Origin of the sequence: Paenibacillus vini, from assembly GCF_018403325.1 — a bacterium.
In the GTDB taxonomy this organism is placed as follows: Bacteria; Bacillota; Bacilli; order Paenibacillales; family Paenibacillaceae; genus Fontibacillus; species Fontibacillus vini.
This window is the reverse complement of record NZ_BOSL01000014.1, coordinates 33,484-50,033: the sequence shown is the minus strand read 5'-3', so window position 1 is coordinate 50,033 and position 16,550 is coordinate 33,484. Positions and strand designations below refer to the sequence as shown.

At 51.5% G+C, this 16,550-nt stretch carries 16 protein-coding genes; 6 read left to right on the top strand and 10 right to left on the bottom strand.

Annotated features, from left to right (window positions below; translation table 11 throughout):
* Positions 1-286: 286 nt before the first annotated feature.
* Positions 287-1,090: a Cof-type HAD-IIB family hydrolase gene (locus tag KJS57_RS19225; RefSeq protein WP_213656019.1), complete on the top strand. Its 804-nt coding sequence runs from the start codon at positions 287-289 to the stop codon at positions 1,088-1,090.
* A gap of 89 nt (positions 1,091-1,179) precedes the next feature.
* On the opposite strand, the gene KJS57_RS19220 is transcribed toward KJS57_RS19225, so the two are convergent.
* From KJS57_RS19220 to KJS57_RS19210, 3 genes are read right to left on the bottom strand one after another with little or no spacing between them, the layout of a single operon-like run.
* On the bottom strand, positions 1,180-1,992 hold the full coding sequence (locus KJS57_RS19220; protein ID WP_213656018.1) for an MBL fold metallo-hydrolase: 813 nt from the start codon (positions 1,990-1,992) through the stop codon (positions 1,180-1,182).
* Positions 1,993-2,039: 47 nt separating this feature from the next.
* Entirely contained in the window at positions 2,040-2,870 is an 831-nt protein-coding gene (locus KJS57_RS19215; RefSeq protein WP_213656017.1) for an anti-sigma factor, read from the bottom strand.
* On the bottom strand, positions 2,848-3,441 hold the full coding sequence (locus tag KJS57_RS19210; protein ID WP_213656016.1) for an RNA polymerase sigma factor: 594 nt from the start codon (positions 3,439-3,441) through the stop codon (positions 2,848-2,850). The genes KJS57_RS19215 and KJS57_RS19210 overlap by 23 nt, the downstream gene beginning before the upstream one ends.
* Positions 3,442-3,737: 296 nt before the next feature.
* On the opposite strand from KJS57_RS19210, the gene KJS57_RS19205 reads away from it, so the two are divergent.
* The 3 genes from KJS57_RS19205 (at position 3,738) to KJS57_RS19195 (ending at position 6,957) form a co-directional block, all read left to right on the top strand.
* Positions 3,738-4,898, top strand: a complete 1,161-nt coding sequence (locus tag KJS57_RS19205; protein ID WP_213656015.1) for a COG1470 family protein — start codon at positions 3,738-3,740, stop codon at positions 4,896-4,898.
* 47 nt (positions 4,899-4,945) lie between these two features.
* On the top strand, positions 4,946-5,902 hold the full coding sequence (locus KJS57_RS19200; protein WP_211022184.1) for an ABC transporter ATP-binding protein: 957 nt from the start codon (positions 4,946-4,948) through the stop codon (positions 5,900-5,902).
* Between the two features lie 113 nt (positions 5,903-6,015).
* Positions 6,016-6,957 (top strand): ABC transporter permease, encoded by a 942-nt coding sequence (locus KJS57_RS19195; RefSeq protein WP_244861635.1) that lies wholly within the window; start codon positions 6,016-6,018, stop codon positions 6,955-6,957.
* A gap of 71 nt (positions 6,958-7,028) precedes the next feature.
* On the opposite strand, the gene KJS57_RS19190 is transcribed toward KJS57_RS19195, so the two are convergent.
* Positions 7,029-8,093: a sulfate/molybdate ABC transporter ATP-binding protein gene (locus KJS57_RS19190; protein ID WP_211021880.1), complete on the bottom strand. Its 1,065-nt coding sequence runs from the start codon at positions 8,091-8,093 to the stop codon at positions 7,029-7,031.
* Positions 8,094-8,313: 220 nt separating this feature from the next.
* Between KJS57_RS19190 and KJS57_RS19185 the strand changes: the two genes are divergently transcribed.
* Complete coding sequence (locus tag KJS57_RS19185; RefSeq protein WP_211021877.1) at positions 8,314-8,715, top strand: secondary thiamine-phosphate synthase enzyme YjbQ; 402 nt, start codon at positions 8,314-8,316, stop codon at positions 8,713-8,715.
* Positions 8,716-8,889: 174 nt separating this feature from the next.
* On the opposite strand, the gene KJS57_RS19180 is transcribed toward KJS57_RS19185, so the two are convergent.
* The 3 genes from KJS57_RS19180 to KJS57_RS19170 all read right to left on the bottom strand — a co-directional run bounded on the left by KJS57_RS19180 (position 8,890) and on the right by KJS57_RS19170 (position 11,583).
* Positions 8,890-9,486: a TetR/AcrR family transcriptional regulator gene (locus KJS57_RS19180; protein ID WP_211021875.1), complete on the bottom strand. Its 597-nt coding sequence runs from the start codon at positions 9,484-9,486 to the stop codon at positions 8,890-8,892.
* A 5-nt stretch (positions 9,487-9,491) separates the two neighbouring features.
* Positions 9,492-10,124 carry a YigZ family protein gene (locus KJS57_RS19175; RefSeq protein WP_211021873.1) on the bottom strand — a complete coding sequence of 211 codons (633 nt, stop codon included), beginning with the start codon at positions 10,122-10,124 and terminating at the stop codon, positions 9,492-9,494.
* 103 nt (positions 10,125-10,227) lie between these two features.
* Positions 10,228-11,583: a glucose-6-phosphate isomerase gene (locus tag KJS57_RS19170; protein ID WP_211021871.1), complete on the bottom strand. Its 1,356-nt coding sequence runs from the start codon at positions 11,581-11,583 to the stop codon at positions 10,228-10,230.
* Positions 11,584-11,763: 180 nt separating this feature from the next.
* On the opposite strand from KJS57_RS19170, the gene KJS57_RS19165 reads away from it, so the two are divergent.
* Positions 11,764-12,660 (top strand): NAD(P)-dependent oxidoreductase, encoded by an 897-nt coding sequence (locus KJS57_RS19165; protein ID WP_213656013.1) that lies wholly within the window; start codon positions 11,764-11,766, stop codon positions 12,658-12,660.
* A 144-nt stretch (positions 12,661-12,804) separates the two neighbouring features.
* Here the strand turns inward: KJS57_RS19165 and ppnP are convergent, their stop codons facing one another.
* From ppnP to KJS57_RS19150, 3 genes are all read right to left on the bottom strand, one after another.
* Positions 12,805-13,128, bottom strand: a complete 324-nt coding sequence (ppnP, locus tag KJS57_RS19160; protein WP_211021868.1) for a pyrimidine/purine nucleoside phosphorylase — start codon at positions 13,126-13,128, stop codon at positions 12,805-12,807.
* Positions 13,129-13,162: 34 nt separating this feature from the next.
* The gene (tkt, locus tag KJS57_RS19155; RefSeq protein ID WP_213656012.1) at positions 13,163-15,187 is read right to left on the bottom strand and encodes a transketolase; all 2,025 of its coding nucleotides are present in this window, start codon (positions 15,185-15,187) and stop codon (positions 13,163-13,165) included.
* A gap of 156 nt (positions 15,188-15,343) precedes the next feature.
* Entirely contained in the window at positions 15,344-16,549 is a 1,206-nt protein-coding gene (locus tag KJS57_RS19150; RefSeq protein WP_213656011.1) for a response regulator, read from the bottom strand.
* Position 16,550 lies beyond the last annotated feature (1 nt).

Below are 16,550 nucleotides of genomic sequence, written 5' to 3'. Positions count from 1 at the left end.
ATCATTGATTGGTACATTTTGGAATATGAAATCCTTCTTTATTCTACCTGAGAACATATATTCCCGTAAAGGGAAGAATTGGTTTAGCTTGTTCTTGCCATTCTTCCCGGTTTTTGAGGGGCGCCAGGCTTGATTTTGCCTCGGTTGATATGATGTGCATGTATTTTTGCGGGAATGACCATTCGCGGAATTGAAATCTGAGCCTTGTGAGGTACAATAGAAGCAGTTGAATTTTTTAGAGACAGAAGGATGAAAGCCGCTTTCGTCCCGAAAAGGAGAGAACACATTGTATAAACTCATTGCAATCGACATCGACGATACACTGATTAATGATGACAAAGAAGTAACCCCTGCCACACAACAGGCGCTGGAGCAGGCCGTAGCGAAAGGGGCCGTCGTCACTCTGGCAACCGGACGGGCTTACGCCTCGGCCCAGGCGATCGCCCGCCAAACCGGACTGAACGTTCCTATCATTACTTATCAAGGCGCGCTGGTCAAAAATCTTCTGGACGAGCAAGTGCTGTACGAGCGTTATGTTCCGAAGGATGCTGCGCAGAAGCTGTTTGAATATTGCATCGAGCATAATCTGCATCTGCAAACCTATATCGACGACAAGCTTTACGCCCGCGAAGAAAACCAAAAAATTATCGACTATACGGACCTGAACAAAACCAAATATTATATCGAACCGGACTTTTCCAAACTCGTCGCCCAGCCGACGCCGAAAATGCTCATCATCGACGATCCGGACTACCTGGACGAAATCGCTCCTGTGCTTCGCGAACTGCTCGGCAACGGCGTACACATTACCAAATCGAAGCCGCAATTCCTTGAAATTATGCATCATGAGGGAACCAAAGGCCATGCGCTGAAATTCCTCGCCGACCATTTCGGCTGCGATCTTTCGGAGTGCATCGCGATCGGGGATTCCTGGAACGACCATGAGATGCTGGAGGCCGCCGGTCTCGGCGTCGCCATGGGCAATGCCATCCCGGCGCTGAAAGAAATCGCCGACTATGTCACGGCAAGCAACAACGAGGATGGCGTCAAGCACGTCATCGACAAGTTTGTACTTGGTACTGAAGCATAAACACCATACGCAACGAACAAAAAGACTTCGGATATCACCCGACCGGTGATACTCGAAGTCTTTTTCAATTCTTAATGTGATTGCCGTTTTTACCGGAGCAAAACGGTCTGCCCTGTCCGTGCGTATTCCACACCTTCCGGCAAGCCGTAATCCCGCCGCAGGTCAATGTCATGAGACATATGTGTAAAAATCGTCCGCTTCGGTTTTATTTCCTGCAGAAGCTCAAGCGCTTCTTTTACGTCATACACCGAACGGGTGGAGAATTCTGCGGTTTCATGGTAAAAGCTTGTACCCAGTACCAGCAGATCCAATTCGGCCAACAGCCCGCGCTGCTCGGGGGGAAGGGCAATCGAATCCGAACAGTAGGCCCAAACAAAGCCGTCCTTCTCCAGTCGATACGCATAGGAGTAGCCATTCTTGCCGTGGTTTACTTTCCATCCGCGGATGCTCCAACCCGCCAAAGTAACTCCCTGATCCACGGTATGCAAATCGAGATTCCGGTCCAGCCACGGATACTGCCGCAATATCGTATCCAGCACCTCTTGCGGCGCATACAACTGTCCTTTCCGATCCAGCCAGCGGCAGGCGTCAGCCCATTCCGGCAAACCGCCGATATGGTCGAAATGCGCATGTGTCACCAACACTTGACCCGCGAAGCGCTGTTCCCGCCTTTCCATCGCACTGCGCCAATCCGGACCGCAATCAATCAGGAACCCCTCCTCTTCGCCAAACGGGAACGGGTTCCCTTGATTCTCTCCAGTCCGTTCCGCTTCAACCGCTACCAGAGAACGGTATCGACGGTTTACCCCGCCCTTTCTCGCCTCTTCACATATGGCGCAACCGCAATATACTCTCGGCACGCCCATGGCGTCTCCCGTTCCAAGAAAAACAAGCTGTTCCAATTCGTATCCGTCCTCTCTGTCTATAGCAAAGTTGCCGAAGCCGGACTCTATTCTAATTCCCGTCCGTTCAGGTCCACAGAAAACATAACCTGCTGCAATCTTGTCGATGGACCGCCATCTTTTGACTCAATTGTCAGTTCTATATTGTCGGCCTCATCCAGAACATCCCTGTCTTTCACGTACAAATGCGCACGATAAGCATGATACTGCAGTAGCCCCAGACTATCGCGGCTTCCAGCCTTGACGGCCCAGACATGAAGCACTTGGTCCTCTGCCGGCACAAGGCCCCCCACCAGCATCAGCATCTCCCTGGAATTCTCATTATACCAGACGACGCCGGCCTCCGGCTCGGGCCGCCCCCAATCCATCGGGTATGAAATGCTGTCGGGTCTCTGCATCACCGATATGGCTGACGGCTCGTAACGTTCCACGTAATTTCCCCAGGATTCATCGTTATGCAGCCCGGTCCGGAAAATCCATCCGACAAAGATGAGCAGTATGAACGCTCCGGTGAGCAGGGCTCCGCCTTTGAAACGAACGGCAAGCAGATTTTTGGCCGCAGAGCGAATCCTGGTAAGATAAACCCGCCGGCGCAGCCTGCGATGAAGCGATTCGGAAAGCAGGACATTTGTGCAGGAATCCGGGCCATTCGATAAATCTGTTGTGGTGTCCGGAGATACAAGAGGCTCCCAAGCTTCGCAGATCTCTCTGCAGCACGGACAGGCTGACAAATGAGCCTCCATCTCCGCTCGGCGGGCCTCTCCTCCAAGTCCCATTAACCAATCGATCCATTCTTCCTCGGAAAAGGACTTCAAGCAAGAGGAACCGCTTCGGTTTTCTCCCGTTGTCATGAAGTTATATTGAACCATCCTGTCCATGCCGCTTCCCTCCTTCCGACGAACCGTTCCAGCCTTGCTGTTCCAACTGCCTGCGCAGATTCACCAGCCCGTAGCGAATCCATGATTTTACCGTGCCGATCGGAACGTTCCAGGCTTCGGCCATTTGCCTCTGCGTTTGCAGCGAATAATACGATCCTACAATCGCCTTCTTTTGGGTATCCGGCAGCCCGTGAATCGCCGTCCGCAACGCTTCCTGCTCCAGCCGGGACAGGATGTGATCCTCGCCGGAAGGATCGGCCTTTCCTAACTCCTCCGCGATCGGCGAGACCCGCTGCCTCCGCCGCAGCCTGTCCAGGCAGCGGCTTCTCGTTTTTACCGCAAGCCAGGCTCGGATAGAACCGCGTGCCGGGTCGTAATCCTTGCCTCTCCGAAGTACCTCCAGGAATACTTCATGACAAATATCCTCCGCCTCCATCTTCTCCCCGAGCAGCCGAAGCGCTACCTGCATGATAAATGGCGCGTAGGCACTGTAAAACAAATCGAAAGCTTCAACCGATCCATCGCACATCTCCCGCAGCGAAATCGCCATTTCTTCATTATGCGGGTCCATGACTCCTTCCCTCCCGTACTTGACTCTTCCCTCTTTATCCTCGTTTTACCAAAAACGAAGGCGTTTGAAAACCCCGAATTTTTTTTTCGTTTCTGTAAATCCAAAACCTTCTCTCGTTCGTATCACTTATGAAACCGGCAATGAGAATAAGACGTTTCCGGTATGAAATTGACTTTTCGGCAGGCGATTAAAACGAGGGGCCCATCGTTGTTGCGCCGTCAGAAGCCGAGGCAGATACCGGGTAACGAACTTGTCGATTGCCTTCAGATTATCGATTCAAGGAGGAGAATACCCAGATGGTACTTTCTTTCAGAAAAGCGGCGTTCCTGCTGCTAACTTTGCTCACTACGCTCTCTGTCGGCGCTTATTTCGGACCTTCCAAAGCTTCGGCGGCAGGCGCACTTGAACTGTACACCCCTTATCTGGAATGGTCCGCCGCTCCCGGCGAATCCGTGTCCTATTCGATCGACGTCATTAACCGGGGTGCGGCGACGGCTTCCGCAGCTCTGTCGCTCGATACGGCATCCACCGGCTGGAAATACACCTTATCCGCCGGAGGCCGGGATATTTCCCGCATTGCCGTAAAACCGGGAGATACGCAAAGTGTCAACCTGGAACTGGAAGTTCCGCTGCAAATCGATAAAGGGCGCTACGCCTTTAAAATAAAAGCCGATGATGCTACGCTTCCGCTCATCGTGAACGTTTTCGAGCAAGGCACCTTCAAAACCGAACTGACGGTGGACCAAGCCAACATGGAGGGGCATTCGGACTCGACCTTTACTTACAGCGCGGTTCTAAAAAACCGCACGACAAAGAAACAAACCTATGCCTTGAGCGCACAGGCCGATATGGGCTGGGATGTCAGATTCAAAGCGGATGGCAACAGCGTTACCTCGGTAGAGGTAGAGCCTAACACGGAGAAATCAATTACCGTTGAGGTAAAACCGCCGGAGCAAGTTTCAGCGGAAACCTACAAAATCCCAATTGCAGCATCCAGCGGGGAAACTACGGCAAATGCCGAACTGGAAGCCGTAATTACCGGCACCTATGAAATGCAGTTTACAACAAAAAACAATCTGCTCAGTACCGACATTAAAGCGGGCGGGGAGCGAAAGCTGGATTTTATTGTGCAAAACACCGGCTCGGCGGAACTTCAGGATATCTCCTTCTCTTCGAACGCCCCTACGGGTTGGGAGGTATCATTTGAACCGTCCAATATCACGTCCGTATCACCCGGAGAGAGCAAACAGGTGCAGGCCATTATCAAATCAAGCGGCAAATCGCTGGCTGGAGACTATGTCGTTAATTTAAGCGCCTCCACCTCGGGAAAAAGCTCGAGCGCGGATCTGAGAGTCACCGTCAAATCATCCGTACTATGGGGATGGATAGGGATTCTGATCATTGTGGCCGTCATTGCGGGAATTTATTATCTATTCCGGAAATTCGGGAGAAGGTAAGCATGAAAACCATCCATACACAAACAAACTCCGTTAGCTCAAACGGTATGATTTCAGGGACACCTTCGGGAATGCCGGTCATCGAGCTTACCAAGCTTACCAAGAAATACGGTGAACATATCGCAGTGGACCGTTTGGACCTGAACATTGCAAAAGGTGAGATTTTCGGCTTGCTTGGACCTAACGGAGCGGGGAAAACGACGACGATTCTCATGATGCTCGGTCTGACCGAACCTACTGACGGGCAGGCGAAGATCTGCGGCCATGATCCCGCCAGGGAGGCGCTCCAGGTGAAGCGGAAAGTCGGTTATCTTCCCGATGATGTCGGTTTTTACGAGGATAGGACAGCACTGGATAATTTGGTCTATACTGCCCGCCTGAACGGGCTGCCTCAGTCGGAATCGACCGAGCGGGCGTTTTCGCTGCTGGAAAGGACCGGCCTGGCCGCCAGTGCGGGCAAAAAAGTCGGCGCCTTTTCCCGGGGTATGCGGCAGCGGCTTGGTCTGGCCGATGTCCTGATTAAAAACCCGGAGGTCATCATTCTTGACGAGCCGACCCTGGGGATCGACCCGGAAGGCGTTCGCGAACTATTGGAACTCATCTCTTCCCTTAGCCGGGACGAAGGACTGACCGTGCTGTTATCCTCGCACCATCTTCACCAGGTTCAGCAAATTTGCGACCGGGTCGGCCTGTTCGTGAAAGGCAGACTCATCGCGGCCGGAGATATCCCGTCCCTGTCGAAAGCCCTGAACGAGGACGGCCTGATCCAGATTGAGGTAGGGACGGCGCATTGGACAGACCAACTGGTTCATCGTTTGTCCGAACTGGAAGGCGTACAAACCATCTCTCGTAACAATGAAATTCTGACCGTTGTTTGCGACCGTGATCTTACGCCAAAAATTGCAGAGATCGTAATCGGAGAAGAAGCGGAACTTACCTATCTTCGTCGTAAAGAATACGGCCTGGACGATATCTATCATCGTTACTTTGAAAGGGAGGGATAACGATGACGATAAATTGGCTGCAGATTAAGCAAAAAATCGAGGTTTTGTTTAATAACGTTTCTACCGGACCCGCCCAAGCTCGTGAACCGGGCTCTTCCTCTTCTTTTTGGGTCATGGTAAAAAAAGAAATCGGCGATCACATTCGCAGTTGGAGGTTCGGCATCCTCATCGGAATCATCATCCTTGCCTGCGTCGGGTCCATCTATTCCGCCGTCACGGCCATCCGGGACGGCACCCTGGACAAAACAGGAAATGGAGAATCCTTTCTGTTTTTAAGGATGTTCACTCTGACGAGTTCCAGTTTGGCCGTACCGTCGTTCGCCACATTTTTGTCCTGGCTGGGCCCGCTGCTCGGCATCGCACTAGGCTTCGACGCCGTGAATTCGGAACGGAACAAAGGAACCCTGGGTCGCCTACTGTCGCAGCCGATATACCGTGACGATTTCATTATCGCAAAGTTCATTTCGTCCTTATTCTTGATCTTCATCGTCGTGTTCTCTCTCGGCTTTCTCGTCATGGGACTCAGCTTATTGACGATCGGCTATCCTCCTTCGCCGGAGGAATTCTGCCGAATCGTGCTCTTCCTTGTGATCGCGGTCATCTATATCGGCTTCTGGCTAAACTTGTCCATCCTGTTCTCGATCCGTTTTCGCCAAGCAGCGACTTCAGCCTTGTCGTCCATTGCGGTCTGGCTATTCTTTACAATCTTTTACGGCATGATCATCGGTATGATTAACAGCGCTACCGCGGTTTCCAGTACACAGCCGGACCCTGCCGCTCAGTTGCGTCAAATGAATCTCATTTTGACACTGAACCGGCTGTCCCCGACCGAGCTCTTCTCGGAAACCATTACGACGATGCTATCCCCCGGCATCCGGACGCTGGGACCGCTCACGATGGATCAGCTGGTTGGTGCTATTGCCAGCCCGCTGCCACTAGGGCAGAGCGTTATTCTTGTCTGGCCCCAATTGACAGGGCTGATCGCAGCAACGATCATCTGCTTCGGAATCTCCTACGCATTATTTATGCGCCAGGAAATTCGCGCAAGAGCTTAAATACAAAGAAAGGACCAAGCGGGCAATTTCTTACGCCTCCTTGGTCCTTTTATTCTAATATTAGTGTTCAATTAAATCATTACGCTGATCGGTCCGCCTTTCAGCGGGTTTTCAACGATCCAGCTTTTCTCTTCATTGAACAGATATGCCCGGTGCACCAGAACACGGACCTGCTGACCGGCCTTCAACGTTTCTTTCTCCAGCGAGCGGAACGTGGTCAGGGTGTGACCTCCGACCTCCACTTCTACGAGCCATTCGCTTCCGCGAAAGTGCAGATGCTTCACCACAGCCGGTTCGGTGGCAGATAGCAGAGTAAATTCATGCTCTGAACCTACTTCAAGGTATTCCGGACGGATCAATGCCTGCGTTTTGCCATCTCCAGCTTCCGCTTCAAACCCTTTCAGGTCGGCCGCTCTTTCGACTAGCGTGGACTGCCCTACGAACGAAGCAACGAACGGAGTGTTCGGTTCCTTGTAAATATCCCACGGCGAGCCTTTCTGCTCTAAACGCCCTTCATTGATAATCATGATTTCATCCGCCACTTCGATCGCTTCATCCTGGTCATGCGTCACGAATATCGAAGTAATGCCGACGCGCTCAATTAATTCGCGCAGCCAGGAACGAAGCTCCTGGCGGATCTTCGCGTCAATCGCCGCAAAAGGCTCGTCTAACAGGAGCAATTGCGGCTCTGGAGCCAGCGCCCGAGCAAAAGCGACGCGTTGCCGCTGTCCGCCTGACAGCTGGTGGGGATAGCGCTTCTCGAAGCCTTTCAGCCCGGTCAGCTCCACCAGCTCCATGACGCGCTCCTGAATCCGGCTCTTCGTAGCCTTCTTGACTTGTAAACCGAAGGCGATGTTATCGAATACGGTCATGTGCTTAAACAACGCATAGCTTTGGAACACAAAGCCGATGCCGCGGTCCTGCGGTGCGAGTGCGTTGACCCGCTGTCCGTGAAACAGGATCTCGCCTGAATCCGGCTGTTCCAATCCGGCAAGCATCCGGAGAATGGATGTTTTCCCTCCGCCGCTCGGTCCGAGAAGTCCGATCAGTTGCCCTTTTTCAATCCCGAAGCTGACATCTTTTACCGCGTGAAAACTGCCGAAATGTTTATCCAAATTCCGTACTTCCACATGCATGGGAGAGCCACTTCCTTTCGCCTGTTTATCATATATACTTAAATTTATTTATTCTTATATACTTACTTGGTTTTATGGTATAAAAACACTTTACCAAACCCGCTCGAATGCGTCAATAAATTTAAATATCCCCCTTCATGTTGGAGGTTCAGGCGACTATGGGTACAATACAGATATAGAAAGCTAAGTAAATCGGAAGACAAAGGAGAGCTTATCGCTTATGCTGCATACCGTGGAACTGTCAACGTCCAAGCGGGACGAAATGCGCGACATTACACGCGAAGTCATTTCGCTCGTTCATAAAAGCGGAGTTATAGACGGAGTTGTCGTTATCTATTGCCCGCATACGACAGCAGGCATCACCATTAATGAAAACGCTGATCCCGATGTCAAACATGACGTCCTTCTCAGGCTCGACGAAGTGTATCCCTGGAACCATCCGAAATACAAGCATGCGGAAGGAAACACGGCCTCCCATCTGAAAGCGATCACGACCGGTTCATCACAAACCGTAATCATTCATGAAGGAGAATTGATGCTAGGCCGCTGGCAGGGAATTTACTTTTGTGAATTTGACGGTCCCCGGCACCGCCAATACCTTGTCAAAATTATGGAAGGATAATAAAACAAAAGACGCGGATCTCCCTGGAGAAACGCGTCTTTGTTAATATGGGCAAATCCTGCAAAAGTTCATTATCACGAAATGGAAGTCCGTTACGTTATTATAGTAATGTAATAAAGGAGTACAGCTATGATAGTGTGAACGAGTAAAGTATGCGCGGAAAACAAAAACGTCTTATGACGTTAATCGGTAACTGCTTTGACTTAACATTTTGACGTGGGCAACGGCAGCGGGCATTATTTCTTCGAAGGTCAGGTGATCCTGAATGTAAAACGAGATAAATCCGTGTATTCCCAAAAACATACTAAGCGGAAGGGACGGATTGCTCTCAAGCGGGTGCCTTTCCTCTCTCAAAAAACCGCGGATAATCTTGTCAAACATATCAAAGCACTTGGCCTGCTCCGACTTGCAATATGCCAATATTTCTTCGTCCCTGAGCATAAACATGATTTCGTACTGATGCGGATGCTCCAGACCGAATTTGATGAATTCCAGCATCAGTTGTTCCGCTTTGGTCAAACCTTCGGTCGGCGGGCGTTTCGTCACCTGTTCGCATAACCGGGCCAGATGATTGAAATCCTGCACGACGATGGCATAGAACAATTCCGCTTTTTCCTTGAAATGATAGTAAAGAGAACCGTGGCTATAACCTAAATGCTGCCCGATGCTCCTCATGGAAATCCCGCGATATCCTTTCGTGATAAACAGATGTCTCGCGGCATCCATAATTCTTTCCCTCGACAATTCCTGCTCTACTGCTCTTCTAGCCATAGGCATTATTCCCCTTCAATAAAGTAAACCTTGTCACCTTCCGTCATTACAGCCTGCCCTTGCGTCATATCGGTCATCCAGTCTTTAAAGCTCTCCGTCTCTTCGTTGAGCGGCAGACAAAGCAATGTAACCTTGTCGGCAAACCCGGTTTCACCAGTGCGAATCCCCCGGTTTCTCAGCTCATTTTCGGCTTTTCCAAGCCAAGTGTAGTCCAACTCGACAAATACTTCGCGATGCAGTACGCGGGTGATAGATTCCCCCGCTTCGATGGCGGCAACGGCTCCGTCCGTATAGGCGCGGATCAACCCCCCCGCTCCCAGCATAATGCCTCCGAAATATCTCGTTACGACAATGGCAACATTCTTTAGACCCTGATTCCGGATCACTTCCAGGATCGGCTTGCCGGCCGTTCCGCTCGGTTCACCGTCATCCGACTGCTTCTGGATCTCGTCTCTTTCGCCGATCATATAGGCCGAGCAATTGTGGGTAGCATTCCAATGCCGCTTCTTAATCTCTTCGATAAAGCTGACGGCTTCTTCCTCGCTCTCCACCGGCATTACATGCCCGATAAATCTCGACTTCTTGATGACGATTTCCTTGTCTCCGGCTCTGCGAACCGTTTTGTAACGTTCCAACATATGACTCCATCCTTATGAATGTGCCAAGAAGCAGCCCAACCGGTTGACCCCGGTGAACTGCTTCCTGGCGGCTTTATTCCTGCCCTTGGTGAAAATAATACGATTATTCGGAAAGTCTCGCTTCAAGTTCCGCTTTTTCTTTCTCGTAACCCGGTTTGCCCAGCAAAGCGAACATGTTTTTCTTGTAAGCCTCTACGCCCGGTTGATCGAACGGATTGACGCCCATCATGTAACCGCTGATACCGCAGGCCTTTTCAAAGAAGTATACCAGATAACCGAAGGAATATGGAGTCAAATCAGGAACATTGACTACCAAATTCGGCACCTGTCCGTCGGTATGCGCCAACAAAGTGCCTTGGAAAGCCTTCTTGTTGACGAAATCCAATGTTTTGCCTTCCAGGAAGTTCAATCCGTCGAGGTCGGCCGGATCGGATTCGATCGTAATATGGCTTGGAACTTCGGTCACTTGGATGACGGTTTCGAAGATATTCCGATTACCTTCCTGAATGAATTGTCCCATGGAGTGCAAGTCGGTCGAGAAGTCGACGGCTGCCGGGAAAATACCCTTGTAGTCTTTGCCTTCGCTCTCGCCGAAAAGTTGTTTCCACCATTCCGATACATAATGCAGGGAAGGCTCGTAATTGACGAGAATTTCCGTTACTTTACCTTTGCGGTACAATGCGTTGCGGACCGCAGCATATTGATAGCTTGCGTTCTCCGCCAGATTCGGATTGCTGAATTCTTTGGCCGCGTCAGCCGCGCCCTGCATCATATCTTCAATGCTGATGCCTGCAGTGGCAATCGGCAACAGGCCTACTGCTGTCAATACGGAGTAGCGTCCGCCCACGTCGTCCGGAATTACGAACGTTTCGTAGCCTTCTTCGTTCGAAAGCTTTTTGAGCGCGCCCTTCTCCTGGTCGGTCGTTGCATAGATCCGTTTACGAGCTTCTTCCTTACCGTATTTCTTCTCCAGCGCTGCGCGGAAAATACGGAATGCGATTGCCGGCTCCGTCGTCGTACCCGATTTGGAGATGACGTTGACCGAGAAATCCTTGCCTTCGATAAGGTCGAGCAAATGATTCACGTAAGTGGAGCTGATGTTGTTGCCCGCAAAGTAAATTTCCGGAGTTTTGCGTTTATCCTTCGGAAGCATGTTGTAGAACGAGTGAGAGAGCGATTCGATCGCTGCGCGAGCGCCGAGGTAAGAACCGCCGATACCGATCACGATCAGCACTTCGGAATCGCTTTGAATTTTGGCCGCCGCTTTCTGAATGCGGGCGAATTCTTCTTTATCATATGCCGTAGGGAGATCGATCCAACCCCGGAAATCGGAGCCGGCGCCTGTCCCATTATGTAATTGTTCATGAGCCGCACGGACTTGGGCTTCCAAGTTATCCACTTCGTGCTGCCCTACAAATTGCAAAGCTTTGCTGTAATCAAACGTCACTTTTTTAGACATGTTGAAAAATACCTCCATCTATTTATTTAAGACTCACTGCCTATCCTTGGACAACCATTGTAACAACTTGTAACTAGGATACTGTAAATTTCCAGCGAAAACAAGGCGCAATGTGCAGGTTTCCGGCCTGCATGGTAAAATAATTAAATGCTGTTCAATTCTTTTTAGAAGGTGACTACTTTGAAAAAAATCGGTTTTATCGGATTGGGAACGATGGGTGCTCCAATGGCCGCTAATTTACTCAAGCAAGGCTTTGAGGTTACCGTATATAACCGGACGGCGGCAAAATGCGAGCCGCTGGCTACACTCGGCGCAGCGGTCGCCTCAACCCCGAAGGAGGCAGCGTCCGGCGTAGAGACGGTCATTACGATGGTCAGCAACGATGCTTCCATCGCAGCTGTTTATGAAGGCGCAGACGGCGTGTTGTCCGGACTTAAGCCCGGCACGACGGTGATCGACTGCAGTACGATCTCGCCCGCGCTTGTGAAGAAGCTGGCCGGTCTGGTCGTTGACCTCGGAGGCGTCTTCCTTGATGCCCCTGTGACCGGCAGTTCTCCAGCCGCCATCGACGGCAGCCTCGTCTTCATGGTCGGCGGCGATGCCGATGTTCTCGCCAACGAGATGGACATTTTCGACTGCCTCGGCAAAAAAGTTCTCCATATGGGCGAGAACGGCACCGGAGCAGTCGCCAAGCTTGCGCACAATACGATCGTTGGCATAAACAACCTGGCGCTCGCCGAAGGCTTCTCCATCGCGGCGAAATCCGGATTGCCGGCAGACCGCTTCCTCGAGCTCGTCCAGCTTGGCTCGGCCGGCAGCAAAGCCGCGGAACTGAAGGGGCGCAAAATCATCGAGCATGACTTCACTAACCAGTTCTCGCTCGCACTGATGCTGAAGGATCTGAAGCTCGCCTCCTCGCTTACGGACGGAGCAAACATTCCTTCTCCGATGCTGAACCTGGCCAAAAGCCTGTTTCAGGCAGGGCAGACCGAAGGCTTCGGGGACGAAGACCTGTCTGCCGTTGTCAAGATTTACGAAGCCTGGATCGGCCAAAAGATCGGCGATCGTCAGCAATAGTTTTCCTGTTATTTTGAAACACGTTTTAGAAAAGGCAGGTACAGCGCTCAGCTTGTACCTGCCTTTTGATGTATTAGAACTTGATCGAGATAATCGAAGCCAGGCAATGAGCCGGCATCAAGCCGATAGACCGGCCTGATGCATTTAAGCCCCTGATCCGTAGGAGCAGCAGTAATCCGTTACGCTGCGGACTTCCAGCTTGAAGGAAGCATTGGCGGGCACGGTGAACGTGCCGCGGCCGCTGATTTCTCTCCAAAGCGTTTCGCCCGGAAGCAGAACCTTGAGGTCGCCGGACAAAATGTCCATCACTTCAAGCGAGTCCGTCCCGAATTCGTACTCTCCGGGAAGCATGATCCCGAGCGTAATTTTGCTGCCGTCCGGAAGCCATACGCTCCGGCTCGTTACTTTGCCGTCAAAATAAATGTTGGCGGCTTTGTCTACAGTTACATTTTTCAATTGCTGCTCCACGTTTCCCGCTCCCCTCAACGGTAAATCGAATCCCTTACTTCAATTGATCCTTCACATGTTTCACTACATTTTCAACAGTAAATCCGTATTCTTCGATCACTTTGTCCCCAGGCGCGGAAGCCCCGAAGATGTCGATGCCGATGACGGAACCCTTCTCGCCTGCGTAACGCTCCCAACCGAACGGATGCGCCATTTCCACGGCAACGCGAGCTTTGACTTCCGGCAGAATGACGGAATCCTTGTAAGCCTGATCCTGTTTGTCGAACAGATCCCAGCTTGGCAAGCTGATAACGCGCACGTGAATGCCTTCTTCAGCCAATGCCGCTTGAGCTTTCACAGCAAGTTGTACTTCAGAGCCTGTAGCGATGATTTGTGCTACCGGTTTGCCGTCCTTCGCATCGGATACCACATAGCCGCCGCGTTTGATGCCTTCGCGAGCAAGCTCGGCTGTTTTCTCCAGAATCGGCAGGTTTTGACGAGTCAGCACCAGTGCTACAGGGTTGGATTGGTTCTCAACCGCATAAGCCCAGGCAGCCGAAGTCTCGTTGCCGTCTGCAGGACGGATGACCGTCAGACCAGGAATGATGCGCAGGGAAGCAAGCTGCTCGATCGGTTCGTGAGTCGGGCCGTCTTCACCTACAGCGATACTGTCATGCGTAAGCACGTAAGTTACCGGCAGCTTCATGATCGAAGCCAGACGAACGGCCGGACGCAGGTAGTCCGTAAACACGAAGAACGTGCCGCCGAATACTTTGAGTCCGCTGTGGAGGGCAATCCCGTTCATCGCAGCAGCCATACCGAATTCGCGAACCCCGAAATACAGGTTGCGACCTTCGCGGCTTTGCGCCGTGTAAACAGGGAGACCCTTCAGGTGCGTCATTGTGGAGCTTTCCAAGTCAGCGGATCCGCCGAGAAGCTGCGGTACGCCGCCAGTCAAACCGTTCAGTGCATTACCGGAAGCCACGCGAGTCGAAACCGCTTTGTCTTCGGCGCTGTATTTCGGAAGATCCTTGTCCCAGCCGGCAGGAAGCTCGCCAGCTACCGCTTTTTCGAATTGAGCGGCAAGTTCAGGGTATTCCGCTTTATATTTAGCGAATGTTTCGTCCCAAGCCTTGTTTGCAGCGATGCCGCGTTCCTTCACTTTTGCAAAGTGTTCGCGCACTTCTTCAGGCACATAGAAATCTTCTTCATAGACCCATTTGTAGAATTCCTTCGTCAGCTTCGCTTCGTCAGCGCCGAGCGGGGAGCCGTGCGTACCGCCATGGCCGCCTTTACCTTGCTTGTTCGGGCTTCCGTAACCGATAACCGTCTTCACTTCGATCAGAGTCGGACGGTCGGTGTCGCGTTTGCCCTCTTCGATTGCGGCTTGGATAGCATCCAGATCGTTGCCGTCTTCAACGCGCAGCGTTTGCCAGCCATAAGCTTCAAAACGTTGTCTTACGTTCTCGGAGAAGCTGAGGTTCAATTCGCCGTCCAGCGAGATATCGTTGGAGTCATACAGGAAGATGAGTTTGCCAAGTTTCAGATGACCAGCAAGGGAAGCTGCTTCGCTTGCTACGCCTTCCATCAAATCGCCGTCACCGCAAATGCCGTAAGTATAATGGTCGATCACTTTCAGATCGCCCTTGTTGTAAGTTGCCGCAAGCTGGGTTTCGGCCATTGCCATACCGACAGCCATGGCGATCCCTTGGCCGAGTGGACCAGTAGTAGCGTCAACGCCAGCCGTATGTCCGAATTCCGGATGGCCCGGCGTTAAGCTGCCCCATTGACGGAACTGCTTGAGCTCCTCCATAGGGAGATCGTAACCGGACAAATGAAGCAGGCTGTATAGCAGCATGGAACCGTGTCCTGCGGACAATACGAAACGGTCGCGGTTAATCCATGTCGGATGGTCTGGGTTATGGTTCATCGTTTTGGCGAACAGTTGGTACCCCATCGGTGCCGAACCCATCGGCATGCCGGGATGGCCGGATTTCGCTTTTTCGATCGCATCGATCGCAAGGGTACGGATCGTGGTGATCGACAAATTTTCAATGGTGTTGTTGTCTGACAATGGCATTTCTTTTCCTCCTTGGTCATGGAAAAATTCTTGTGCACAAAGAAAGGCTTAAGCTTGCTAAGTAAAACATTCAAATTGAAATGATCATTTTGACTTTATCTATTGTAACACTTCATGCATCCGTTTTCCATACCCATCTTTGACACTTGCTACCTCTTATAGCTTTCCCTCTCTTGGCACAAGAATATTTATGTTTTGCTGCTGACGGTATTCGGTAGGCGTCATCTGGACCCGTTTCCTGAAGACTTGGGTAAAGTGGCGCATATCCTGATAGCCGACGCGCTCGGCGACCTCCGCCAGCCGGAGCTTCGGATTCATGAGCAGCAGCTTGGCCTGCTCAAGCCGCAAGGTCGTGACGTATTCCTTATACCCCTGACCTGTGATTTGCTTGAACAGCTGGCTGAAATAAGCCGGATTCAAAAAGACCGCCGCAGCGGTTTTTTCTAAGGACAGATCCTCGCAATAATGCTTTTTAATATACTCCAGGGCGACATCGATCGCTTTCTCTCCGCTCCCTTTTAGCGGCTCCAATTCGGAAGCCTGGGACATGCAAGCCTGTCTCATCTGAAATACCAGCTTAGGTATCATCTTTATATTTCGGTTTTGTCCGGACACGACGATCTGAAACGGCACTTTCAAGTAATGGGACAAATGCGCCTTGACCTTCTCTTGAAAATCCTCGATTCCGCCCCGTCTCTCAAGTGTGAACAAGCCTAGCAGACTTGTTTGGTCATAGCTGATGACAAAGCCGCGCCCATGCCCGTCGATCAACTCCGATAACACATTCTCCACGATAAAATGCTCCAGCCTGACGCTCCGATCCCCGGCATTCATCTGGACGAGCAGCAGATAATAATCATGATATTCCTGGATAAAAGAGCCCATATCCAGATTGCCGACGTCCAGTCCGAATGCCAACCGTTGAAACACGCCTTCCCGTAAATATTTCAGGTTGGCTATCAGCCGCGCACGCTCTTTTGATTCTTCGCTTTCAAGAGCGATTTCCTGAGCAAGGCCGGCAATGACCTCATAGAGCCGATCCTTACCGATCGGCTTCAGCAAATAATCCCGGGCTCCCAGCCGTACCGCCTCCTGAGCATAGGAAAACTCGCTATGTGCGGAAATCACGACCCATTTCACATGAGGATATTTGCGCTTCATAATCTTCATGAACTCCAGTCCGTTGATTCCCGGCATCAAAATATCGGTCAACACGATGTCGATCCGCTGTTCACCCATCAGCTTGACCGCTTCCTCCGTCGATGCCGCCACATAAAGTCCAAAATCCGGCCAATTCCTCCGGATGCTCCGCCGGACGCCTTCCCGGATCGCCCTTTCGTCGTCGGCAATTAAAATGTCCAAG